The following is a 21,941-nucleotide window of genomic DNA, read 5'->3' on the forward strand; positions in this document are numbered from 1 at the left end:
GGTGATCAAAAAGCGGCGCTAAGCGCCGCTTTTCTTTTAGGACAAGCCAATATAAGTGTCCGAAATAACACACAGTTGTCAGAAAATTTACAGTGTTCACCTTAAGAAATCCGTTTTATCTGTCCGGCCCCGCTGACATGTAAAAGTACGAAAGTCTTTCATAAAACCCCGTTTACTTAATTATTATCAACAATATACAAGACATTCGTTAAGTTCTTTCATATGTCTGCATTCTCAGACTCCACGCCCTCACTGTCAGTAAATTTTACGGATTAGATAATACGGACTATTTGTTGAATGCCTGTCACATTGAAAACTAAGGTTAATTTGGTTTTGGCACAGCCAATGCCTGAGAAAGCGGTGATGTACACAGACCTACTTACCCCAAATTAAAAGAAAAGGAGTTGGTTATGACCTCAAGAATAAAACACGCCCTTACCGCGCTGTCATTGAGCGTAGCCGCAGTCAGCGCACATGCCGTTACCATCAATGACGGATACAACGGAGCCGGTCTTTCATACAATGCCGATGTCTTCGGCGACCCTGCCGTTTATCAAGTCGACCGGATGGAAGTGTCCTACGACAGCGACAATCTCTATGTATCCGTGTTCACGAATTTCTTCGAAGGGGCGGATACATACGGGCACAAATACGGCGACCTATTTATCAGTGTAGATGGATGGAGCCCCTTCGGTAACGCAGCAGATCGTTACAAAGACGACGACATCACTAATGGTGAAAAATGGGAATACGCGCTGAATACAGCCTCTGGCGATCTTTATAGTCTGTCCATGGTCGATTACATGGACCAGCTCGTTAGTTCAGGCACAAGCAGCAGCGTCAGAAAAAATCAGGAAGTTACTGTAAATACAGCCAAAGCAACTTTAGTTGGCGGACTCTCAAGCGTAGACCTGAGTGGCGTAAGTAACACCGTTGGTACTTTAGGCGTTATTTCATACACTTTGACTCTGGCGGATCTGGGCATCACCGATCTTAGCAAGTCCACTTCGTTAGGACTGCGTTGGGCCGCAACCTGCGCGAACGATGTCATAGAAGGTGGCTTAAGTGTTCCTGAACCGGGCACACTGGCGATGCTGGGACTGGGATTGATCAGCTTGAGCCTCTCCCGTCGCACCAAAGCCTGATTAGAAATTAGATTTATATAACAACTCGATAAGAACAGGGTGACAGGTGTAAGGCGCAGCGAAAGAGTGTAGAGATTTTTTACACTCTTATTACACCACTCCCGACTACAACCAAACAGGGACGTTTACTTACTCCGTTACGAACTCTGATATCAACGCCAGCGTATTGTTTTCCCTTGCGATAAAAATGGTGGCCCGCCATGGCATACGACCCGTGATGCATACCGGCAAGTACCCCTCCCCCTGATAGCTTCCATCAGCCATACGCGCCAGTTTCGTCTGATTCAGCCCCATGTACATATCAGCGCCTTCAAAGTCCACTCTGATTTGTTCCGCTTCCATACCCTGCAATTGGATATGAATGGGAAATGCCCGTGCGGGTTGAATCGGTTCATCGCCAAAGGAAAAACGGACGCCGCCATCGTTATCGCTGACCTGGAGCCAGCACTCGCCTTGCCCTGGCGAACAGCTGGGAACCGTCAAATATTGAATATTCTTGAACTGATCGATATCGAAGGACGCCACGCCTGGAAGCCATTGCCGCAGTAAACCTAAGGCCGCCAGAAGCAAAACCAAGGCGAGCAATGCTACGCCTCGCACCCAATAACGCTGGAACCGCAACTTCAAAACCTCATTCGCGTTGACAATGGGAAGGACATGGCCGCGCAGTGTGCCCTTCGGATTAGAAATTGTCCAGCGACAATTTGACGCATAACTCTCCGCCGCAGCTACGTTTTCCCTGCAGGCGAGCTATGTTAGGCTGTGCTTCCATCTGAGTGTCCTGGATATATTGGCCTCTATTCCCGTGATCGCACCTGAAAGTTTCCAATAAAGATGAAAACAAGCCTGTTCCGAGCCCTGCTCGCCACCTCTCTGATTTTACTGACGCCCTTCGTTTGCGCGCAGAATGACAGCCCCAGGACTCTTGATACAAACAACGCCTGGATTCGTTTTACACCGGGAACCATTCCCATGGCGGGTTACGTCACACTCACTAACCTGTCGGACCAGTCCGTCGTCATCGCCAGTGCGGAAAGCGCGGACTTCGGTCAGGTCATGATGCATCAAACGATTAATGATAGCGGCCAGATGAGCATGCAGCACATGGGGGAAGGTCTTGAGCTGAAAGCCGGCGGGACTCTGTCCTTTACCCCTGGCGGTATGCATCTCATGCTGATGCAACGTAAACGCCCGCTGAATCCTGGCGATCATGTCAACGTTACACTTAACCTCGCTGATGGCGAAGCTGTCTCTGTCGAGTTTGAAGTGAAGCCTATTTCATACGAAGGACCTTAAATCCGGTCCCGCTCTTCTCGTCAAACAGACGACGTGTGATCGCATCATTGTCTACACTGGATAGGAATGCGAACAAGGGAGCTGGTCATGCAACGCCTCGCTATATGGGCTTTCATCTTCGTTCTGCCAGGATGCGCGAGTCAGGGCTACTATCAGGCGCATGGGCCTCTTGTTGAGCTGCAGGCGCATCCTGCATGGTATGAAGGCGAACGCGTTTACTACGTCACAACAGATGTCTCCGACCAGCAGATGGCCAAAATGATGCAGGCCAATTATGCTCCCCGCCTGAAAGACGCCATTCCGGATTACCCCAAACCACCCCAAGTCCGTACAGTGCTTGAAAGAGTCTACCGTGTCAGTAATTTTGAACAGCCCAGTATATTTCCCTCAGCGCCGGAGCCTTCGGGGTCAAAAAGCGTCAACACACAATACAGTCCCTTATGGTTGATGTATGAGGTCACCTGGAAATCTGGCGTAACGCCTGTTGAACTCAAATCCGAAGAGCAAGTATTTGTAGCGGAAAGCAAGGGCCATCTGGAGATTCGCCGGACGGACATCGTCGTGAACTGCCCCGTGGTGCGTTATGAAGGCGAACCTGTTGGCCGCAACGACTGGTGAATGACACACACTCTATTCCATTATTCCCGCCTGGGCTTTCAGCGCGCCCATATCTAGAATCTGAATTTCGCCATAGGATGTGGCGATAAGCCCTTTCTGCTCAAGCTCCTTGAGTATCTGGTTCACGGTCTGTCTGGACACGCCCAGCATCATTCCCAATTGTTCCTGCTGAATATGAATCACACGCCGCGCCTGCCCGCTGAAATCGCCATAACCCTCCGCCATTACCACCAATCTTCGCGTCAGGCGCAGTGGCGCGGGCAGCAATGTGGCGTCTTCCACCGCTCGAAACGCCAGCCTCAGTTTATAGCAGAGCAACACGCCGAAATCGCGCCAATAATGCGGGTTATTCGCCAACAGAGTTTCAAGTCCCTTCTGCGGCAAATGCAGCAAGGTCGCCGGGGTTTCCGCCAAAGCGCTATGAGTGCGATCCAGCTTGTCGAACAAAGCGATTTCGCCAAACCAGTTGGGGGGCTCAACAAACGCCAGGATCGCCTCTTTACCGTTCTCGTTGACGCCAGTGACCCTCAAGGAACCTTTCACCACAGCGTAAATACCAGCCGGCTTATCGCCCCGATTGAACAGGAACTCGCCAGCCCGCAATCCTTTTTGCTGCGCCAGATTCAGCAGGTGCGATTTTAAATCTTCGGGAATTGCGCGAAACCAGGCTCCCCGGTTTAAAAGGTCGTAATGGTCATGAGTGGGCTGTTTGGCGGGCATAGAATATTTCTTGTTGTTATGGAGTTATGGCGAACCATATCGAAGCGCCTCTGCATCGATCTTACAAAACTTCTTCAAGAATTGCGCGTCCGCTGTGTTACGCGATGGGTGCGTTCGCAGGCGATGGTCTGGAGTATTGCGGATGATTAAGTGGAGTAACGCTGTGTGAAATAAAAAGCGCGGGCAAGCTGAAAAAGACCGCGCCGCAGGAGGGTCCAGGCGGCGCGGGGTGAAGGCTGGACTTACTCTCCGCCGAACACGGAGGTCCAGTAATGCGGGTAACTGGCCGAGGACGTGCTTACTTTCTTCGCGCCCATTTCGGTGTACTCCGCTCCCATGATATTGGAGCAATGACCTGGGCTTTTCAGCCAGCCGGTCATTACCTGCTGTGTAGACTCGTAGCCCGCGGCGATGTTCTCGCCTACACGCCAGGAGTCATATCCTTCAGCGCGGGTGCGGTCGCCCACTTGTGAACCATCTGAACCGGTATGACTGAAGAAGTTGTTGTTCACCATATCTTCAGTGTGCTTGGTCGCCGCAGCGCCCAGCTTACAGTTCCAGACTAGCGGCTCTGCAGCAGGAAAATAGGCTGAACCACAGTTACGCCCCTCGCTACGCGCCTGGTTATGCGCTTCCAACAACGCTTTTTGCGACTCGGTCAACTCGCAGTCCTCTGGATTAGCAGGATCTGTTGGATCAGTTGGGTCCGTCGGGTCGGTTGGGTCTGTAGGATCTGTGGGTTCACCTGGCTCGTTAGGGTCATTGGGGTCATTTGGATCTGTAGGAAAACCAGGATCGTCTGGATCGGTTGGATCGGTTGGATCGGTTGGATCGGTTGGATCGGTTGGATCGGTTGGATCGGTTGGATCAGTTGGATCGGTTGGATCAGTTGGATCAGTTGGATCAGTTGGATCAGTTGGATCAGTTGGATCAGTTGGATCAGTTGGATCAGTTGGATCAGTTGGATCAGTTGGATCAGTTGGATCAGTTGGATCAGTTGGATCAGTTGGATCAGTTGGATCAGTTGGATCAGTTGGATCAGTTGGATCAGTTGGATCAGTTGGATCAGTTGGATCAGTTGGATCAGTTGGATCAGTTGGATCGGTTGGATCGGTTGGATCAGTTGGATCAGTTGGATCAGTTGGATCGGTTGGATCGGTTGGATCGGTTGGATCGGTTGGATCGGTTGGATCGGTGGAATCACCATCATAAGTCGCTGTCAGTGTGACCCCGGTATAACGCAGGTAACCATGCAACATAACGTGATAAACACCCGGTCTTACCACCAGATCGTCACAAACCTCATCATTGCCGTTTTTATAGGGACGACAGTCATACTCAGTCAGAGTCGGTTCTTCTTCCGCGCGGACATAGAGGTCGACATCGCCGCGTCCGCCTTCAATCTTGATGCTAAGGTTCTGAGCCCCTTCGGGGACTTCGATGGTGTAATAAACCTTGCTGTCGGAAACGCCGTATAAGCCGTCAATCGGCTTGCCGTTCCCCAACACGTTATCGTCGTCGCCATCATCGCCGTCATCAGGGCCGTCTGGATCATCCGGGTCGCCGGGATCAGGCGTATCGCCGCCCACATAAGAAGCTACCCACTCCTTAAAACTTGGTACGGATGTGTAAACGCCGTATTTCCCGGGCCTGGCACAGCCATCGCCCCAGCTTACGACACCCAGCTGGCGGAATTCGCCTGCCTGATTGACAAACAAAGGCCCGCCGGAATCGCCCTGACAAGAGTCTTTTCCGCCCTGCTCCAAGCCCGCGCACAGGCTATAGTCATAAATGGCGCCGTCACCGTAAGCCATACGACATTCTTCAAGCGAGACCACTGGCACGTCCACTTTTTGCAGAATATCAGGCGAGCCGCCGCCTTCGCGCAGCGCACCCCAGCCGATCACGGTCACATCGCTGCCGGGCATTATGTCTGTGGAGTCACCCAGAGTAATGCGGGTATATTTCTCATCCACTTTCTCCGACAGCTTCAGCAGAGCGATGTCGTTTTCCAGAGTCTGTTCATTGAACTCAGGATGGTTGATCACCTCCACGACCTGAATTTTCTGCGCATCACGCATATCGTTCTGGTCGTGCAGGCCGATAACGGCTTTGAAGCTTTCTGCGGAAATGCCAGCGGTACAGTGCGCTGCGGTGAGCACGTAGTAATCGTCTATCACTGACGCGCCGCACCATTGGCCTCCGTTATATTGCAGATACACCATAAAGGGAAATTCGCCCTCGGCGGCGTCTTCGCCACCAACGATCTTGGGCGTCAAATTGCGATATTCGCTAAGATCTTGCGGCGCGCCTGGGTTTGCGTAGCTCGCGCCGCTAAAGGTGAGGCCGGCAATCATCCCTGCCAGCAGGTTCTTTTGAAACGGTTTCATAGTTCTTTCAGTTCATTGGCGATTATAGTTAATAACATCAGGCGGCCTCTTCTAGATTATTCTGACAACGGCTACCTGCTTGATTCTGAACGCCAATTTCGGGACACAAAGACACTCCCGCAACAGCAAGCCAAATCGGCGCCCAGCCTGACCAAGCTAACACGCTCACAAAGTGGCCTACAATTCGGTCAGATATGCTAGGAACCAGGGCCTACCCGGCATGCCTGAGAGACTTTCGCCAAGTCTAGAAACGACAAGGGTTTCAGCCAGGGTCGATACAAATGAGACTAGACTCTAATGCAACGAATAAGCGGCGAAATCCGACAAGAAAAAGGGATATGCAACTATGTGATTGTGTATCGGGTTTGACGCGATATGTAATTGACGGCAAAGCAAAATTTGCTCGTTGCGAACAATTGTCAGGACAATGTTTGTAGAGACGCCGCATTGGTCGCGGCGTCTTTTGATATGGAAGCCGGACTACCCTTGAACTGGGTCCAAGCTGTTCAACACAGACTGCGGGGTTTTCCCCATGCGGGAGCGTTGCGGAAACTCACCGACGGGAATGCGGGCGGCTTCTTGCGTAGTAGCGTAGTCAAACACGCCAACCGTGCCCTCCACGCTGTTGGAAACGAAGCAGTATGAACCATCAGAGCTGGTAGTGGCCCAGTACGGGAGATCATACCCATCCATGATACGATCAGTGGCAAGCGTTTCTGTCGAGACGATAGCCACATAGTTATCAATGGTTCCCGCCAGACAAAGCTTCTTGCCATCGCCAGACAGCGCCAGCCCGTGGTGCGCGGAATTTTTCGGAAAGTCATCGTAATTCGGGTAGTTGGCTTTTCCGAACGCGCTGGCCGGCAACTCCACGGAATGGGTAATCGCGCCCTGCTCCAGATCCACTTTAACGAAGCCGCGCATGTAGGATAGTTGTGCGTATAACGTCTTTTCGTCCGGCGTAAACACATTAGGACGCACCCCTTGCGGGAACTTGATCGTGCGCAGCAGTTGCAGCGACTCCGCATCCACTATGCGCAATGAGCGCTCCCCTTTCATGAAATTCAGCGCATGGGGCAGCAAGACATTGCCAATACTGGTGTTATAGATGCGCTTGCCATCCGGAGAAAAGTCATTTTGATGCGGGAAGTCGCCGGTGGCGAATTCACCAGTGCGGCGGCCAGTGACGGCATCAATAAGGAAAGCTTTCTTTGACGTGGAGTCTGATACGACCAAGGTTCCACCGTCCGGCGACAACGCTGCATGATCCGCATGAAAGCCAGGCACCGGATGCCGCCAAAGCATGCGATGCCCGGGTGCGGTCAAGTCAAAGGCCGCCACATCTCCCAAGTACCCCCTCGATACATACAACACCGTTCCGTCAGGTGACAAGAAGACATCGTCCACATTACGCTCGCCGCCATTTTCGTTGATAAACGCATCGTACAGCAGCTTCAGAATACCCATCTCGCTGATGCGGTCTTCTTTATCCTCAGTTACGTTCACTGAGCCCAGGTTGAGAAAGGTGTGCGGATCGATAAAGCTCACCGTACCGCTTTGCGCATTACCCACCAACAACACTTCCCGCATTTCCAGCGCAGCCGTCGGCGTTTCAGCAATCGCCATGCCTGAAGCGCCCATCGCTAATACAACGGCGGTCACGCCTTGCGCCAGTTTCTTGAGCCGCCTCGCCCAGCCAAATCCTTGAATTTTTCCGTTGGCGCCGCGCGCCCTGATCAGACCCGTTTTATTCTTCCGCATCGCTTCAGCTCCTTGATCTTGTATGCTTTATTAGGTCTTTTCTGGTACGACTCACTTCTCCAGCTATGAATGGTGTAAAAGAGCTTTTCCCAGACAGCGAAAACAAGCGCCGCCTGAGATATGAACAAGGTTCAAATAAGCTCAACCCGACTAACACTAACTGCACTCAACAAAGCGATACTGTCGCCTTTCCGACTTTTCCGTTGAAGGGTATGCTTCAGAAGCGATTGGCGCCGATTGGCGACTGCCCTCCGCCTGCTCAGTAGCGGATTACTATTTGCCTTATCTGACGTTTGACTATTAACTCCTGCTAATTCATATTATTTCCGGGATTTCAATCAACAGTGTCATCATTTATGCGAAGGGAAACGCAATGCTAACATGTCGGCCAATCACGCCATTTCTTATTTCATCATTCATCCTCGCCCGTGAATCCGTCACTCCCGATCTCCGCCCAGCCCAAATCCGACAATAATATTCAAGCATCAACGGTTTATTGCTTGAGGATAATCAAGGTCATTGCACATAGATTGGACTGAATGGACAAAGACATAACGCCGAAACCTTTGATTAACTATATTCAGCGACTTAATTCAAACCATGAAAACCCTAAAAATTCTAATAGCCGACGATCACCAGGTATTTCGACAAGGCTTAATTTCACTTATTGGCGACAACCCAAAAATAGAAATAGCAAAGGACTGTAATAATGGAACTGAAGCATTGGCATTTATTAAGACTATTCAACCGGACCTTGCCATTTTAGATATTTCCATGCCGGGAATGAGTGGACTTGAGGTTATGTCCAATATTTTGGCGGAAGGGCTCAACACCCGAGTTATTTTTCTTACCATGCATAAAGAAATCAAAACCATCGACCACGCGATGTCTCAAGGAGCATCAGGCTATTTGCTTAAAGACGAAGCGTTTGAGCATCTTTTGAGCGCTATCGAGCTGGTTTCACAAGGCAAAATATACCTTTCTATAGAACAGAATAGCGAACTGGCCGTTTATCGGTTAAACCGGTCCCATGAAGGCTTAACCACGAGAGAAACGGAGATAATTCACTATATTTCCAATGGACTTTCTAATAAAGAAATTGCCAAAGAGTTACATATTTCACCAAGAACAGTCGACACGCACAGAACGCGACTCATGAGAAAACTGGGGCTGCACCGAGCTACTGATTTAGTGCGATACGCTATTAAAGAAGGATTAGATATATAAAGTATCCAAAAGAAGCAGCCTGATTTAGGCTGCTATTTTTAAGGATTCTATTCGGACTCTGGCTCTAACTCCATGCCATTTACACTTCCAAGCCTAGATATATAAAAACAACCAGTGTTGCTACCCGCATCGTTTCCAGTATTTTGCATAACCCCAGTGAAATTATTTACACCTGTATTTTTAGCTGCATAGACCGTATTGTATGTGTTATTACTCTTATATTGAAAAATAAGAACATGATCAAGTTTAACTTTCTTCTCCAAATACCGGCCTGATCCCCCCCCTGAAGTTGCGAACACGCCTTTACTTTCAGAGGCGTCGCTGGATTCTTCCGTAAACGTTAAAACTGACGCCTTATTAGTGCCATCGCACCCGTAATCATAAGCCAAGGTCCATTTTCCAGACATGTCCGCCATCGCGGATGAAGACAAAAAAGTCATAGCAATCATTGCAAATAATTTTTTCATAAGAAACTACTCCTTTAGCAGTTAAAGTGTCGATCTAACATTTAATTCACTCCCTTTAAGCTACAAGTGCTTTTTGAATTAAATGGCGCGACTTGAACTTTACCCTGTGAGTCAGACCTTGTATTTCGAGTAAATACTGTATTCAATGTAAGGAAAACGCTCTAAGTATTAATCAGATAAGTAGCTTCTTCGGAGTAACTATCACTTTATTTGGGCGCTTTAACGGGCCGCTGAGATAACGAATTGAGCCTGGTTTATAGAAGGCTGACATTTACGACTGGCGGATCACAATAATCGATAAATCATCCGCCAATGCTCCACTTTTATTGCGCGCCAAATCAGCGAACTGCGATGCTGTCGCGTTACTGGCGAAGTTCGCCAACAGTTTGATTTGCGCCAGCGAGGCGTAATTGAAAAAACCGTCGCTACCGACTACCAATGCTCCCTGGAGAATCATCGGACCAAAGCCGATAGGAACCGCTTCACCACATCCTAATAAAGGCTTGCGATGTTGCAGTTGCGTCAATTCATATGCAAATTCAGGATTAAACAGCCAGCATTGCGAGTCGCCCACACTGGCGCTTACGACTTCGCCATCCGCCACTCGGCATACTACAGCAGTGGTCTCACCCAACCGGGGCACAGGGGCTAACTCCCGATCTAGCCGCCTTAACAGATCTTCAAACTCATCTGGCGACGGGTTGCGCGTTTTGGTAATCCACTCATCCAGCCCTTCAGCCACATATCGAGAAGCCTCGCCGCCGCCCGCTATACCGCCCGCGCCATCAGCAATACAAAACCAAACGCAACCGCTCTCTTCTTTAAACCATAAGGCGTCCTGCCCGATGTTAGACTGCGGTTCAAGGTAATGAGAAATGGTCATGCGAAGCATTTTTTATGATGACCTTATACATGGAAATATGATTGAAAACGCAATATCCGCGCTAATCCCAGAGTTTGCATCAGCTATATCGATGTCTTTGAGCAAAGAGGCTGCAAAATAGAAGGCGATGCACGGGTAATCGAACCTGCCGCCCCAGAATGAAATGACTATCTGAACCAACATAAAACCTTGGCGGGAGAGAACTTTCCCATCAAAAATATCTTTGAAATCAACATCTCCAAGTCCACCAACATCCTCGCCCCAAGCTACCTGCTTTTTCCGGAGGTAAACGTTGAACAGCAGTTTGAAAGCGCGATGAAGGCTTATGGCGTGAGAGTTGAGGCAGGTTGACTTGCGACCTTGATATATAATGATCCTATCGCCTATCCCATCCGCCAGATCACATTTGCTTGTAGCTTTTTGTACCATGAGCCTCAGCTTTGAAACGCCGCGCGAGCAGGGAACAAACATCACCCTTTTGGAGGCCAAAGATTCCACAAGTAAAACCAAGCCCAAGATTCTCAAAAATGCTGGATTAAGCTCATGGTAAGAAAAGCCCTGTTAATATTGTCAGTACTAACAATGATCACAGGATGTAACACTGAAATGAAACCTATAGATAAGCAAAGTCTGGAAGCTAAACTCGAAGATAGCATCAATAATTCAGCAGAGTCCTGGTGGTACGCTGGAACAGAAGATGGCAAGCATGTAATCGCCATAAAGAGGCCCATGTCGGAAGAGCTATTTGCTGTAGACTCTCAAAGCCTTGAAATTACAATACCCGAGTTCGCCTTCACCAGTGACGAAGGCGATTGGGTGAACATTAAGGCGACGGACTTTAAGTTCTAGGACTTGGCCGTTTCAAGCCCGATCGCACACTAAGTCCCACTCCTTTTCAAAGCCCTGGACGGTCAAATAACCACTGATGATCGTCATCAGCCTTTCCACCCAAAATGGGACGTTAGCATCGTAGAGTTTTCCACTCTCGCCATCAGCAATGGACTGGTCCAGCATCCACCAGAAGAATTCCGCCAGTTCAGTTGCCTGCCCCGGCGTCACCACCGATGCGGCGCTTTGTGAAAGGTCCACGATAAAGGGGTTGCCAAATCGCAGAGCATAATGCGCCATGACATCCTGAGCGGGTTCATCCCGACCACTGAAATCTATCATTTCTCACCACTCAAAACCTGCAACGCTTTCGGCGAATCAATGTCGAAACGATCTTTCGCAATAAAGCCTCTGGCGCCGCAGTAATAAGTCCGGCAGGCGCCGTCGACATCCTCGAACACCAAGGACTCATCTTGCAGATAAATGCGGAAGACACATTGGCCCACATCCAGGTCACGATATTCGTAGACGCCGCTTTTCGCCTGCAATGCTTCGCCTTCGACGTTACAACTGTGACCATTCGCATGATTGGACTCGTAGGCGAACTGCAGCACTCCGCCGTTATCGCTGTTGACCTCCAGATAGTCAGGAACCTGCGGCGCATCCACATCGCCCATCCGTTGGCGCTCATATCTGGCGCGGAACAAGCCCCGCATGCCGCTTAACTTGCCCAGCAGCTCTATGCGTCGCTCATAGGCGTTGCGCAAGCAGTCTGCGTCTACACACAGGTTGCGCGTCTCTTTCAACCACAGTGTCTGGCTGAATTTTATCTCTTTACCGAACTGCGACTCTCTGGCCTGCTTATAATCAGCGGCCAGCTTTTCATCCAGGTTAGACAGGTTTTCGTCTTCGCATATCAGCGTTTCAACGCTGGACGACGCTTGAGCGCAATCAAAACTGGCCGCGGCGCTGACAGAGCCATCAAGCGCCAATATCGCCACGCCGAGGGCGGTCCCATAACGGCGCAGCTTAGAAATCAATTTCATGTAAGCTGAATTTACCTTTTCCCAAGTCTTCAAAAAATCGCATTAATCCATATTTCACGGTATAGAAACCGACTTCTTCCCACGGCAGGTCATCTTTTCCAAACAGCTGCGCTTCAGAGGTCTCGGGGCCATGAGGGCAGGTATCCTTCAACTCCGCCAGATACAGCATATACACCTGATTGGCGTGCGGCAGATTCGCCACCAGAAACAGATCCTGCATCGCCACGATAGCGCCGGATTCCTCCATGGTCTCCCGCTTTGCGGCGTCCCGAGTGCTTTCCCCATTCTCCATAAATCCCGCCGGCACGGTCCACATCCCCAGCCGTGGCTCAATGGCCCGCTTGCATAACAGCACTTTGTCGCCCTGATACACCAGACAACCCGTTACGACTTTGGGATTTTGATAATGAACATATCCGCACTGATCGCAGATATGACGGGAATGACTATCTCCGGCGGGTGTGGCCAGACTCACCGAACCTCCACATTGACTGCAGTACTTAATATCCACTGAACTACACCTCTCGTAATGAGTATTAAGTCGCTTGAGACTGACTGGAATTCGACCAAAAATCAATCTCCAAAATTATATGCCTTCAACTCCTGCGGGCGGCATTGTAACGGGTCGCAACGCTGTATGCCCTTAGTTTAAATATATGAATTCCAGTGATTTAATTAGGTCCATCGATCTCTCTCCTGCACCGGTAGTGAACACCCGGCCATTACATAGTCCCTGCTTCCGCCCAACCCACTAGAGTTGAATGACATGTCAGGCAATGCGTCAGAATGGTGTAGTAGTAAATGGGATGGGTATTACGGCGGCAAGGAAGCCTGAGACATTAATGCTCAATGGCGGTGGTTGCAGCAGATCAGCTCAGCCGCGCCCCTGCATGCGGCGTGTTTATTTATGATCTGCAGCGGATTAATTACGGTCGTCGATCTCTTTCCATTGCCGGTAGATATCATCCGGCCACAAACTTTGAAAATAGGCGACCAACGCCAGTTTCTGCTCCTGACTGAACTTATCGCTAAAGGCCGGCATCACGCCGCCCACCGGCGCGCCGCCGTTTTCGATCGTCGCTAACAGGGTTTCCATGGGATGGTGCCACGCGTGCGCCGTTCCGTTCAGCGGCGGAGGCGGATAATGCCCGCTGGCGTCCGGCTTCTTCCAGTCTTCCGCCAGCCCTTGGGCGCGACGCCCATGACATACCCCGCAATTGGCTTCAAATAAGGTTTTTCCTGTTTCAGCCTGAGCTTTTGTGTACCAACGGCCGGTGTCTGTTTGGGGTTGCGTGCAGGCCGATAATATCAGCGTTAAGCCCAGCCATATCGCCATAGCGAACCGACGGTATGCCGCTCGACGCTGCACTACTTTCATGTTTAAGGTCATAACTCCAATACCCTCTTGAGCCGCTCTGCAACTTCTCGCGAAGGCGTGCGAATATTTCCAGAGCTATTGATGTTATTTAAGTGGTAATTCGCGCGCGCCATAACATGATGGTTAATGTAGTGCAGAAAACTGTCATACCTATATTCGACTTCCTTGGCGCCGGGATACCAAAATACTATTCGATACTCCTGTATCGCCTCGTTCCAATCGCTTGTATCAATACAGTCGCAACATCGATCATGACCATGATTAATCACTATATACGGCTTTGGTTTGGCGGCCCGCCATTTATCGCCATGCGCCCTTCTGCGCAACCTGCGAAATATCCTGTTTATTCTGATGATATGGTAGTGGTTGTAGTAGTCTTCCCCCAGGCTGGCGAAGAAACTGCCAAATTTAGCCGATAGTATTGCGAAATCTGTCAGCCCCTGGGGCAACGAGAATCCAAAGTGTTCATTGATCCGGTTAATGCTGTCCAGAGTTGGCTTTTCTTCGTGACAGACATATCCGCTCACCATATCGTTCACTTTGGCCAGCTTTTCCAGGCTATACATCACCACCTCATCGCATCGAATAACCCCGCAAGGCGGAGATATAAGCCGTCTTGTCGAAGTAAAAAGGGCTTGTTCTTTTCATCCACTCACTCTGGCTTAAGCCTTGCTCTAAGGGCCCCCATCCAAAGTCGCTCCTTTGTCTCTAGAATTTGGGGCGCTATATATTTCCAGTGTATGCATTATATTTGTGGCGCTGAAGCCTGCGTAAAAACAACGAATTTCAGCTTATCATTTTTCGCCGCGACAGACTCGACTATGAGAACTTAAGCCACGCGTCCCTGCGCAGCTTCGTGGCGATCTATCGCGACAGCGGTTATTTCACCGTCACGTCGCCGTGCATGCCCGCTTCATAGTGGCCGGGTAAGTTGCAGGCCATTTCGAAGGCGCCGGCGCTGGCGAAGGTCCAGACGATTTCGCGGCTTTCACCGGGTTCCAGGGAAACAGAGGCGCCGTCGTCGTGTTTCATATCCGGCATGGCGCGCATCATTTCGCCGTGGGCGCGATGCTCTTCTTGCGTCCCCATGGAGAACTCATGTCGTAACTGACCAACGTTGGTTATCGCCAGCTTCACGGTTTCTCCCGCTTTGACTTCGATAGTTCCTGGTTCGAATTTCATAGCGTCGGTGGCTTTTATCTCGATAGTGCGAGTTACCTTGGCGGCGTCGCCAGGGGCGCCGGCTGGAGACGCTTTCGATTCGTGATGGTGAGAATGGTCATGGCCGCCGGAAGCAGCGACCGTCACACTGGCGCTCATCATCAGAGCGCCGAACATCCAGTTTTTTAATAACATGCTTCTCTCTTCTTGTTTCGTTTTACTTAAAAAGACACAGCTTACTGCGTGGCTAAATCGCCACAGCGGTTAATAACGCCATCAGGATGTCAAAGCTCATGCCGTCCTTTCCGAGGGCAAACCGGCTCGTTTCCACAGATAATACAAAGCGGGAATCACCAGCAACGCCAAAACCAGCGTGCTCAACATACCGCCGATCATGGGGCCGGCAATACGCTGCATCACCTCCGAACCAGTTCCGTCACCCAACATGATAGGAATCAGGCCCACCACGATAGCGGCGACGGTCATCATAATTGGCCTGACCCGCAAGCCTGCGCCCTGCATCACTGCATTCAGCAGGTCATTGCGATGCAACGCCCGTCCCTCTTGCTTCGCTTTTTCCAGCATGGCGGCGAAAGACTGGTTCAAATACACCAGCATCAACACGCCAATCTCAACAGCTACGCCAGCCAGGGCGATAAAGCCTACGCCCACCGCCACGGACAGGTTGTAATTGAGCAGATACAGCAGCCACACTCCGCCCACCAGCGCAAACGGCAGCGTGCCCATAATGATCAGTACCTCAATGAAGTTGCGGAAGTTCATGTACAGCAACACCACGATAATCATCAAAGTCAGCGGCACGACCAAAGTCAGTTTTTCCTTGGCTCGCAACATGTACTCATACTGGCCGGACCAGGCGATGGAATACCCTGGGGGCACATCCACCTGCTCCGCCACCACTTTCTGCGCCTCCGCCACATAGGACCCCAGGTCGCGGCCTTCGATATCCACCAGAGTCCAGCCGTTCAGGCGGGCGTTTTCGCTTTTGATCGCCGGAGGGCCGTCATCGATGTAGATGTCCGCCACATCCGCAAGGGCGATGCGTTGCCCTGAGGCAGTGACAACAGGTAGCAGCTTCAACTGCTCCACGGAGTCCCGGTAAGCCTGCGGATAACGGATATTTACCGGAAAACGCTCCAGCCCTTCCACCGTTTCCGTCACATTCATGCCCCCCACCGCCGCGCTGGTGACATCCTGAATGTCCGCCACTGACAAGCCATAGCGCGCGGCGTCGGCGCGACGGATATCCACTTTGACATAGCGCCCGCCCGCCACCCGTTCTGAGTAGACAGAGGCCGTTCCCGCCACCTTCGGCAATACCAGCTCCAGGCGCTTGCCGATCTTCTCTATTTCCTTCAGGTCCGGGCCGGAGACTTTCACGCCCACCGGGGTTTTGATGCCCGTGGACAGCATATCGATACGCGTCTTGATTGGCATAACCCAGGCGTTGGTGAGGCCGGGTAGCTTCACCAGTCCATCCAACTCTTTGCGCAGGCTGTCCGGCGTCATGTCGGCGCGCCATACCTCTCGCGGTTTCAACTGAATGAAGGTCTCAATCATGGTGAGCGGCGCGGGGTCCGTAGCGGTATCCGCCCGACCGATCTTGCCGAACACGGAGACTACTTCCGGCACCGTGCGAATCAGCTTGTCAGTGCGCTGCAGCACCTCCCTCGCCTCTTCGATGGACACGCCAGCGTAGGTAGTGGGCATGTACATCAGATCGCCTTCATCCAGCGGCGGCATGAACTCCGCGCCCAGCTTGTTCACCGGCCACAGGCCCACCGCAAGGAGGGCGACACTAAACAGAATCACCAGCAACGGATGTTTCAGAACGCCTTTGATGACGGGTCGATACAGCGCCGTCAGCAAGCGATTGAGCGGGTTTTTATGCTCAGGCGTCACCTTGCCGCGGATGAAATACCCCATCAACACAGGAACCAGAGTGATCGCCAGTCCGGCCGCCGCGGCCATGGCGTAAGTTTTGGTGAACGCCAGCGGGGCGAACAACTTGCCTTCCTGCGCTTCCAGGGTGAACACCGGCAGGAAACTCATGGTGATGATCAGCAATGAGAAGAACAGCGGCGGTCCCACTTCCGAGGCCGCATCCGCGATCACCCGCCAGCGGTTCTCAGCGGTGAGAGGCGTGCGCTCCATATGCTTGTGCACGTTCTCCACCATGACAATAGCGCCGTCCACCATCGCTCCGATAGCAATGGCGATGCCCCCCAGAGACATGATGTTTGCATTGACGCCCTGATACTGCATGACGATGAACGCCGCCAGAATACCAATGGGCAAACTGACGATAATCACCAGTGATGAGCGCAGGTGAAACAGAAACAGGGCGCAGATCACGGTCACCACGACAAACTCTTCCAGCAGCTTCTCATAGAGATTATTCACTGCTCGTTCGATCAGATGCGAACGGTCATATGTGGGAATGACCTCCACGCCCTCGGGCAACCCCTTTTTAAGCTCCTCCAGCCGCGCTTTGACGCCCTCAATGGTCTTTTGCGCGTTCTCACCAAAACGCATGACGATGACGCCGCCAACTACTTCTCCCTCGCCGTTCAGCTCAGCAATGCCGCGCCGCATCTGCGGACCGATCACGATGTCCGCCACGTCTTCCAGCAATAATGGCGTGCCGTTCGCGTTCAGCCCCAAGGGAATTTTTTTCAGCTCGTCGATCCCCTGGATATAGCCGGTCACCCGCACCATGTACTCCGCTTCCGCCATCTCAATGACCGAGGCGCCGCTCTCCCGATTCCCCTTCTGAATCGCCGCCTTGATGTGCGCCAGAGGCACGCCGTAAGCGCGCAGACGATTCGGGTCCACTTGCACCTGATACTGCTTGACCATGCCGCCTACGGTCGCCACTTCCGACACGCCGGGAACCGTTTGCAGCTCGAACTTCAGGAACCAGTCCTGAATGGCGCGCAATTGCCCGATATCGTGACCGCCATTGCGATCCGTCAATGCGTAGGCGTACACCCAGCCCACACCGGTAGCGTCCGGCCCCAGCTGAGGCTTGGCCGCGGCGGGCAGCTGTCCCGAGACCTGACTCAGATACTCCAGTACCCGTGAGCGCGCCCAATACAGGTCCGTCCCGTCCTTGAATATCACATAGACGTATGAATCCCCAAAGAACGAAAAGCCCCGCACTGTCTGCGCGCCCGGCACCGACAGCATGGCCGTCGTCAGCGGATAGGTCACCTGATCCTGCACCACCTGCGGCGCCTGCCCGGGGTAGGAGGTTTTGATAATTACCTGCACGTCGGACAAATCAGGGATGGCGTCGATAGGCGTGTTGCGCAAGGCGTGTAGGCCCCAGCCCACCAGAATAAAAGTCGCCAGCAATACGAAGAAACGGTTAGCGACCGACCAGCGTATGATGGCGGCGATCATTGCGCGCCCTCCGTTTGCATCGCTTCCTGTGCGTCAATCGATGGCGCGGCGGAGATAATATCCAACGCCGTTATCCGAAAATCCGAAGGACTGCTGCGGGTGATTTCAAAACGTACGCGCTGACCGGGCGCGACATCATCCAATGGCAATCCTTCAACCGCCGTGAAATCCATATCCATAGAAGGCCAGTTCCAGGTCTTCACCGGGTCGTGAGAGATATTCAACATACCGTGGCCCGCCATCACGCTGTTGATGGTTCCTGTCGCCCACACCGTACTTGGCGCAGCATCCTGTTGCGCACTTCGGCTGGAGGATTCAAGCGCCGCCAGCGCGACATCAACTTTGGACTCCGAGTCGATCAGGAACTGTCCCGAGATCACCACTTGATCTCCCGCCTTCAGTCCTTCCAGCACCTGCACGCGGTCGTCCGCTTCCACTCCCAGTTTCACAAACGCAGGACGATAACGGCCGGCGCCTTCCGCCAGCACCACACGATCATGGCTGCCAGTGCGTATCACCGCCTCACGGGGAATGGACAGAGCCTGATCATCCACTTTCGCCTGCAAGGTCAGGCCCGCAAACATATTGGGTTTCAGGGTCAGGTCAGGATTCGGAAAACGCAGGCGCACGCGCAGAGTCCGAGTCTTGGCGTCCAGCACCGGGTACAGGTAGTCGACCTTGCCTTCCCAGACGCGTCCCGGCGCCGCCGCCACTTGCATGACGACCGGCTGTCCGGCTTTCACCCAGCCCGCCTGCCGCTCAAACACCTCCGCGATCACCCACACTTGCTCCAGGCCGCCAATCGACATGATTTCCGTCGCCGGTTTGATGAACATGCCTTCCCTCACCATCAACGCGTCCACCACGCCGCTCTGCTCCGCGAACACGCTGATGCGTTGATCCACCGAGCGGCGTTTTTCCAGGCGATTAATCTGCGCACTGTTCAAGCCCAGCGATAACAGGCGCTCCCGCGACGCTTTTAGCAGAATATGGTTGGCGCTGCGCAACGCCGCCAAATACTCTTCCTGCGCATTCACCAGCGCAGGAGAATAGATTTCATAGAGCTTTTGTCCCTTGCTGACCGGGTCGCCGCTGGACTTCACATTCAGCGCTTCAATCCAGCCTTCCACCCGGCTGTGCACATGGGTCAGCCGGTCTTCATCAAAAGCCACGTAACCCACCGTATGAATCGGCAGCGTCAAAAGCCCCTGCTCCACCTTAGCGACGCGCACGCCGAGGTTATGCTCCATGGTCGGGTTGATGGTGACGCCGCCGTCATCGTTCTGGCCCTGAGCGTCTTCTTCATAGACGGGCACAAGGTCCATGCCCATGGGGGACTTGCCGGGTTTATCACGGCGGTAGTTAGGGTCCATGGGGGCCACCCAATACAACGGTTGCTTCTCCCCTCCCGCTTCTGCGGCGGCCATGTCCATCTCTCCCATTAGCCCCATCAGCGCCGGATGCCGACTGGCGAACCATCCGGCGACAAAAGCGGCGACGATAAAAATTATGCTGATCACTAAGCGCATGGGTTACTCCTTGAAAGACAGGCTATCGATGGGGGATTCCGCGGCGAAGAAGTAATCGAGTCTGGCCAACGCCGCGCGGCCGTCGATATCAATGCGCAACTGTTCCAGCCTGAGCTTTTGTACGGCCAGATAAGCGCGCATCACTTCCGCAAAGTCCGCCGTGTCAGACTGATAGGAAGATAAAGCCGAATCAGCCTGGCTAAGCGCCTGGGGCGTAATCTGCCGCGCGTACAACTGACCGCGCTCCTGCGCCTGCCGCCAGCGGCTGAACGCCACCTGCGCCTCCGCATCCATCATGCGCAACATTTCCAGACGTCGACTGCGGCTCGCTTCCTGATTGCGCGTGGCGGCGGCAACACGGCGATCCTGTCGCTGTCCGGTGAATAAGGGGAGTTGAACGCTTACCGCGGCGGAGAAAAAGTCCGCGCGCGCGGAGCCATCCATATTTTCACCATCACGCCAGGCGTAGCCGACATCCACGCCCCAGGAGGGCTTGTAGGACTGCTGCGCCAGCGCCGCATTGGTAGTGGACACACTCACTTCAGCATCCAGCGCTTTCACCGCCGGATGCGCCAGCAATGCGCTTTCTAGCGCGCCGACCTGAGGCGCATTTAGATCCGGCAGCGCCGCGTTCAGTTCTCTGCTTATCGCTTCCGGACCCACCCAGCGCGCCAGCCGCGCCCGCGCTTCGTCTTCTTTCTGGCGAGCATTGATCAAACGGTCGTTGAGCTGACTCAGCTCCAGGTCCGCCCGCAGAACATCCTGTTGTTTGCTGCGGCCGACGCTATACAGGGATTGCGTGACCTCCTGTAGTTGCCGAAACAACCCTTCGTCCTGTCGGTAAACATCCTGAGCCTGCCGCCAATACAGCGACTCCAGCCACGCCAGACGCACTTCACGAAGCACCTGATGGGCGCGATCCCGAGCCATCCAGCGTTGGGCGACGGCGCTCTGTTCGCCGCGGCGGCGGGACAAGGCCAGGGTGTCCCCAGCTGGAAACTTTTGTCCCAGCCCCACGCGGAACTGCGTCATGGGTTCCTGGTCAGTGGCGAAGGTGTCCGTAGGCAGGTTCAAGGCGCCGAAGGACAGGCTTGGGTCCGGCAATTGTCCGTCCGCCACCGCCATGTCTTCGCTGGCCAGGGATAACTGTTGCAGACGCGCGATGTCCGCGTCTCTTTGCACCGCCAGGGTTTCCGCCTGCGACAAAGTCAGACTCTGCGCGGACGCGGCGACGCACCAACCCAACAGCAGGCTGGATAGAAACAGGTTTTGCAACGGCTTCATGGGAAGCTCCAATCTCAATGATCATGCCGTGCGACGCGGCGACAGCCGGTCGCAGTTCCAGAGCCGGCGCGCGCGTATGCGCGGAACGACGCCGACTACGAGCTCAGTTGAGTATGGATGCTATTTAAGATAGGTGCAGTGGGTGTCTTGCAGAGAGGGAGGTTTGGTATCGAGCTTGTGTTCTCGATAGCGAGCGCGGCACACCCGCACTACGCGTGCGATCAACACCAGCCAGAAAATGAAAATGGTCGCCGCCAGTATTAGTTTCAGCAGTTGCGAAGCCTGAGCGCCAGTGGCGGACTCATGCTCGTCGCAACAATCCATGGAGGCCATCGTCCCTGAAGCCTGCGCCGCCTGGACGTCGTCTTGAGCGGCCACTTGCATGGCGCCGCCATGGTGTTCGTGTCCGCTCTGCATCTGCGATGCATCCTGGGACGCTCCCGGGACCGGAGCCATCGCGCCCGCACAGGCGACAAAGCTGGCGCAAAGCAGCCACAGGGCCAGCAATGGCTTTATCAACCAGCGATATTGTTGCGGGAAACGGCTCAGCATGGGGTAAGAATGGATCTCTTTCTAACTTCGTACTGTTTCTAACTTCGTACTAACTATTCGGTTACTAGCTTTGTTCTGAGAGTCACATGGACAAACTGAGGCTAATGTTACTCTTTATGTGCGCTCTTATGTCAACTTAAAAACTTGATTTATGAAGCAAAGTTAATTCAAAAATCATCAAGCTGAACACAGTTCTCAATTTCCCATACAGGTGGCGAACAAACCCGGTT

Annotated in this window: 23 protein-coding genes; 6 read left to right on the top strand and 17 right to left on the bottom strand. The window is 52.9% G+C overall.

Annotated elements, in window-relative coordinates:
• Window positions 1-410: 410 nt before the first annotated feature.
• The gene (locus tag AC2IBB_RS18345) at window positions 411-1,145 is read left to right on the top strand and encodes a PEP-CTERM sorting domain-containing protein (RefSeq protein WP_486328208.1); all 735 of its coding nucleotides are present in this window, start codon (window positions 411-413) and stop codon (window positions 1,143-1,145) included.
• A 129-nt stretch (window positions 1,146-1,274) separates the two neighbouring features.
• On the opposite strand, the gene AC2IBB_RS18350 is transcribed toward AC2IBB_RS18345, so the two are convergent.
• Window positions 1,275-1,772, bottom strand: coding sequence for a hypothetical protein (locus AC2IBB_RS18350; RefSeq protein ID WP_486328209.1), 498 nt, complete (start codon window positions 1,770-1,772; stop codon window positions 1,275-1,277).
• Between the two features lie 207 nt (window positions 1,773-1,979).
• On the opposite strand from AC2IBB_RS18350, the gene AC2IBB_RS18355 reads away from it, so the two are divergent.
• Together AC2IBB_RS18355 and AC2IBB_RS18360 are read left to right on the top strand one after the other, a co-directional pair.
• On the top strand, window positions 1,980-2,441 hold the full coding sequence (locus tag AC2IBB_RS18355; RefSeq protein ID WP_486328210.1) for a copper chaperone PCu(A)C: 462 nt from the start codon (window positions 1,980-1,982) through the stop codon (window positions 2,439-2,441).
• Between the two features lie 87 nt (window positions 2,442-2,528).
• Window positions 2,529-3,059: a DUF7482 domain-containing protein gene (locus AC2IBB_RS18360; protein ID WP_486328211.1), complete on the top strand. Its 531-nt coding sequence runs from the start codon at window positions 2,529-2,531 to the stop codon at window positions 3,057-3,059.
• A 12-nt stretch (window positions 3,060-3,071) separates the two neighbouring features.
• Here AC2IBB_RS18360 and AC2IBB_RS18365 read toward each other — a convergent pair whose 3' ends face one another.
• The 3 genes from AC2IBB_RS18365 to AC2IBB_RS18375 all read right to left on the bottom strand — a co-directional run bounded on the left by AC2IBB_RS18365 (window position 3,072) and on the right by AC2IBB_RS18375 (window position 7,930).
• Entirely contained in the window at window positions 3,072-3,779 is a 708-nt protein-coding gene (locus AC2IBB_RS18365; RefSeq protein WP_486328212.1) for a Crp/Fnr family transcriptional regulator, read from the bottom strand.
• 242 nt (window positions 3,780-4,021) lie between these two features.
• Complete coding sequence (locus AC2IBB_RS18370) at window positions 4,022-6,169, bottom strand: trypsin-like serine protease (RefSeq protein ID WP_486328213.1); 2,148 nt, start codon at window positions 6,167-6,169, stop codon at window positions 4,022-4,024.
• Window positions 6,170-6,649: 480 nt separating this feature from the next.
• Window positions 6,650-7,930 carry a YncE family protein gene (locus tag AC2IBB_RS18375; protein WP_486328214.1) on the bottom strand — a complete coding sequence of 427 codons (1,281 nt, stop codon included), beginning with the start codon at window positions 7,928-7,930 and terminating at the stop codon, window positions 6,650-6,652.
• A 600-nt stretch (window positions 7,931-8,530) separates the two neighbouring features.
• Here AC2IBB_RS18375 and AC2IBB_RS18380 point away from each other — a divergent pair.
• Complete coding sequence (locus tag AC2IBB_RS18380) at window positions 8,531-9,157, top strand: response regulator (protein ID WP_486328215.1); 627 nt, start codon at window positions 8,531-8,533, stop codon at window positions 9,155-9,157.
• A 47-nt stretch (window positions 9,158-9,204) separates the two neighbouring features.
• Here the strand turns inward: AC2IBB_RS18380 and AC2IBB_RS18385 are convergent, their stop codons facing one another.
• The 3 genes from AC2IBB_RS18385 to AC2IBB_RS18395 form a co-directional block, all read right to left on the bottom strand.
• Window positions 9,205-9,624: a hypothetical protein gene (locus AC2IBB_RS18385; protein ID WP_431685697.1), complete on the bottom strand. Its 420-nt coding sequence runs from the start codon at window positions 9,622-9,624 to the stop codon at window positions 9,205-9,207.
• Window positions 9,625-9,895: 271 nt separating this feature from the next.
• A complete protein-coding gene (locus AC2IBB_RS18390) occupies window positions 9,896-10,507 on the bottom strand; it encodes a protein phosphatase 2C domain-containing protein (protein WP_486328216.1) in 612 nt (203 codons plus the stop codon).
• Between the two features lie 12 nt (window positions 10,508-10,519).
• The gene (locus tag AC2IBB_RS18395) at window positions 10,520-11,005 is read right to left on the bottom strand and encodes a hypothetical protein (RefSeq protein WP_486328217.1); all 486 of its coding nucleotides are present in this window, start codon (window positions 11,003-11,005) and stop codon (window positions 10,520-10,522) included.
• Window positions 11,006-11,113: 108 nt separating this feature from the next.
• Between AC2IBB_RS18395 and AC2IBB_RS18400 the strand changes: the two genes are divergently transcribed.
• Window positions 11,114-11,356 carry a hypothetical protein gene (locus tag AC2IBB_RS18400; protein WP_486328218.1) on the top strand — a complete coding sequence of 81 codons (243 nt, stop codon included), beginning with the start codon at window positions 11,114-11,116 and terminating at the stop codon, window positions 11,354-11,356.
• Between the two features lie 12 nt (window positions 11,357-11,368).
• Here AC2IBB_RS18400 and AC2IBB_RS18405 read toward each other — a convergent pair whose 3' ends face one another.
• Genes AC2IBB_RS18405 through AC2IBB_RS18415 form a run of 3 tightly spaced genes read right to left on the bottom strand, consistent with a single transcriptional unit; the run spans window position 11,369 to window position 12,886 of the window.
• Window positions 11,369-11,677 carry a hypothetical protein gene (locus AC2IBB_RS18405; protein ID WP_486328219.1) on the bottom strand — a complete coding sequence of 103 codons (309 nt, stop codon included), beginning with the start codon at window positions 11,675-11,677 and terminating at the stop codon, window positions 11,369-11,371.
• Entirely contained in the window at window positions 11,674-12,381 is a 708-nt protein-coding gene (locus AC2IBB_RS18410) for a lysozyme inhibitor LprI family protein (protein WP_486328220.1), read from the bottom strand. Before AC2IBB_RS18410 ends, AC2IBB_RS18405 begins: the two co-directional genes overlap by 4 nt.
• Window positions 12,365-12,886 carry an NUDIX hydrolase gene (locus tag AC2IBB_RS18415; RefSeq protein ID WP_486333978.1) on the bottom strand — a complete coding sequence of 174 codons (522 nt, stop codon included), beginning with the start codon at window positions 12,884-12,886 and terminating at the stop codon, window positions 12,365-12,367. The genes AC2IBB_RS18410 and AC2IBB_RS18415 overlap by 17 nt, the downstream gene beginning before the upstream one ends.
• Window positions 12,887-13,147: 261 nt before the next feature.
• Here AC2IBB_RS18415 and AC2IBB_RS18420 point away from each other — a divergent pair, with 261 nt between their 5' ends.
• Window positions 13,148-13,216 carry a hypothetical protein gene (locus AC2IBB_RS18420; RefSeq protein ID WP_486333979.1) on the top strand — a complete coding sequence of 23 codons (69 nt, stop codon included), beginning with the start codon at window positions 13,148-13,150 and terminating at the stop codon, window positions 13,214-13,216.
• 87 nt (window positions 13,217-13,303) lie between these two features.
• Here the strand turns inward: AC2IBB_RS18420 and AC2IBB_RS18425 are convergent, their stop codons facing one another.
• The 7 genes from AC2IBB_RS18425 to AC2IBB_RS18455 form a co-directional block, all read right to left on the bottom strand.
• Window positions 13,304-13,771, bottom strand: a complete 468-nt coding sequence (locus AC2IBB_RS18425) for a c-type cytochrome (protein WP_486328221.1) — start codon at window positions 13,769-13,771, stop codon at window positions 13,304-13,306.
• On the bottom strand, window positions 13,768-14,325 hold the full coding sequence (locus AC2IBB_RS18430) for an SMI1/KNR4 family protein (protein WP_486328222.1): 558 nt from the start codon (window positions 14,323-14,325) through the stop codon (window positions 13,768-13,770). Before AC2IBB_RS18430 ends, AC2IBB_RS18425 begins: the two co-directional genes overlap by 4 nt.
• Window positions 14,326-14,638: 313 nt before the next feature.
• On the bottom strand, window positions 14,639-15,115 hold the full coding sequence (locus AC2IBB_RS18435; RefSeq protein ID WP_486328223.1) for a cupredoxin domain-containing protein: 477 nt from the start codon (window positions 15,113-15,115) through the stop codon (window positions 14,639-14,641).
• A 96-nt stretch (window positions 15,116-15,211) separates the two neighbouring features.
• Complete coding sequence (locus AC2IBB_RS18440; RefSeq protein WP_486328224.1) at window positions 15,212-18,346, bottom strand: efflux RND transporter permease subunit; 3,135 nt, start codon at window positions 18,344-18,346, stop codon at window positions 15,212-15,214.
• The gene (locus AC2IBB_RS18445) at window positions 18,343-19,875 is read right to left on the bottom strand and encodes an efflux RND transporter periplasmic adaptor subunit (protein ID WP_486328225.1); all 1,533 of its coding nucleotides are present in this window, start codon (window positions 19,873-19,875) and stop codon (window positions 18,343-18,345) included. Before AC2IBB_RS18445 ends, AC2IBB_RS18440 begins: the two co-directional genes overlap by 4 nt.
• 3 nt (window positions 19,876-19,878) lie before the next feature.
• On the bottom strand, window positions 19,879-21,159 hold the full coding sequence (locus AC2IBB_RS18450; RefSeq protein WP_486328226.1) for a TolC family protein: 1,281 nt from the start codon (window positions 21,157-21,159) through the stop codon (window positions 19,879-19,881).
• A 120-nt stretch (window positions 21,160-21,279) separates the two neighbouring features.
• Entirely contained in the window at window positions 21,280-21,711 is a 432-nt protein-coding gene (locus tag AC2IBB_RS18455) for a hypothetical protein (protein ID WP_486328227.1), read from the bottom strand.
• Window positions 21,712-21,941 lie beyond the last annotated feature (230 nt).

The sequence above is a fragment of the Hahella sp. NS-SX17 genome, assembly GCF_057367735.1.

Excerpts from the sequence above, each read along its gene's own strand:
- AC2IBB_RS18440 (WP_486328224.1), bottom strand. The coding sequence starts at position 18,346 with ATGATCGCCGCCATCATACGCTGGTCGGTCGCTAACCGTTTCTTCGTA.
- AC2IBB_RS18390 (WP_486328216.1), bottom strand. The coding sequence starts at position 10,507 with ATGACCATTTCTCATTACCTTGAACCGCAGTCTAACATCGGGCAGGAC.
- AC2IBB_RS18360 (WP_486328211.1), top strand. The coding sequence starts at position 2,529 with ATGCAACGCCTCGCTATATGGGCTTTCATCTTCGTTCTGCCAGGATGC.
- AC2IBB_RS18445 (WP_486328225.1), bottom strand. The coding sequence starts at position 19,875 with ATGCGCTTAGTGATCAGCATAATTTTTATCGTCGCCGCTTTTGTCGCC.
- AC2IBB_RS18425 (WP_486328221.1), bottom strand. The coding sequence starts at position 13,771 with ATGACCTTAAACATGAAAGTAGTGCAGCGTCGAGCGGCATACCGTCGG.
- AC2IBB_RS18405 (WP_486328219.1), bottom strand. The coding sequence starts at position 11,677 with ATGATAGATTTCAGTGGTCGGGATGAACCCGCTCAGGATGTCATGGCG.
- AC2IBB_RS18455 (WP_486328227.1), bottom strand. The coding sequence starts at position 21,711 with ATGCTGAGCCGTTTCCCGCAACAATATCGCTGGTTGATAAAGCCATTG.
- AC2IBB_RS18410 (WP_486328220.1), bottom strand. The coding sequence starts at position 12,381 with ATGAAATTGATTTCTAAGCTGCGCCGTTATGGGACCGCCCTCGGCGTG.
- AC2IBB_RS18355 (WP_486328210.1), top strand. The coding sequence starts at position 1,980 with ATGAAAACAAGCCTGTTCCGAGCCCTGCTCGCCACCTCTCTGATTTTA.
- AC2IBB_RS18365 (WP_486328212.1), bottom strand. The coding sequence starts at position 3,779 with ATGCCCGCCAAACAGCCCACTCATGACCATTACGACCTTTTAAACCGG.
- AC2IBB_RS18430 (WP_486328222.1), bottom strand. The coding sequence starts at position 14,325 with ATGTATAGCCTGGAAAAGCTGGCCAAAGTGAACGATATGGTGAGCGGA.
- AC2IBB_RS18435 (WP_486328223.1), bottom strand. The coding sequence starts at position 15,115 with ATGTTATTAAAAAACTGGATGTTCGGCGCTCTGATGATGAGCGCCAGT.
- AC2IBB_RS18385 (WP_431685697.1), bottom strand. The coding sequence starts at position 9,624 with ATGAAAAAATTATTTGCAATGATTGCTATGACTTTTTTGTCTTCATCC.
- AC2IBB_RS18345 (WP_486328208.1), top strand. The coding sequence starts at position 411 with ATGACCTCAAGAATAAAACACGCCCTTACCGCGCTGTCATTGAGCGTA.
- AC2IBB_RS18370 (WP_486328213.1), bottom strand. The coding sequence starts at position 6,169 with ATGAAACCGTTTCAAAAGAACCTGCTGGCAGGGATGATTGCCGGCCTC.
- AC2IBB_RS18450 (WP_486328226.1), bottom strand. The coding sequence starts at position 21,159 with ATGAAGCCGTTGCAAAACCTGTTTCTATCCAGCCTGCTGTTGGGTTGG.
- AC2IBB_RS18375 (WP_486328214.1), bottom strand. The coding sequence starts at position 7,930 with ATGCGGAAGAATAAAACGGGTCTGATCAGGGCGCGCGGCGCCAACGGA.
- AC2IBB_RS18380 (WP_486328215.1), top strand. The coding sequence starts at position 8,531 with ATGAAAACCCTAAAAATTCTAATAGCCGACGATCACCAGGTATTTCGA.
- AC2IBB_RS18400 (WP_486328218.1), top strand. The coding sequence starts at position 11,114 with ATGAAACCTATAGATAAGCAAAGTCTGGAAGCTAAACTCGAAGATAGC.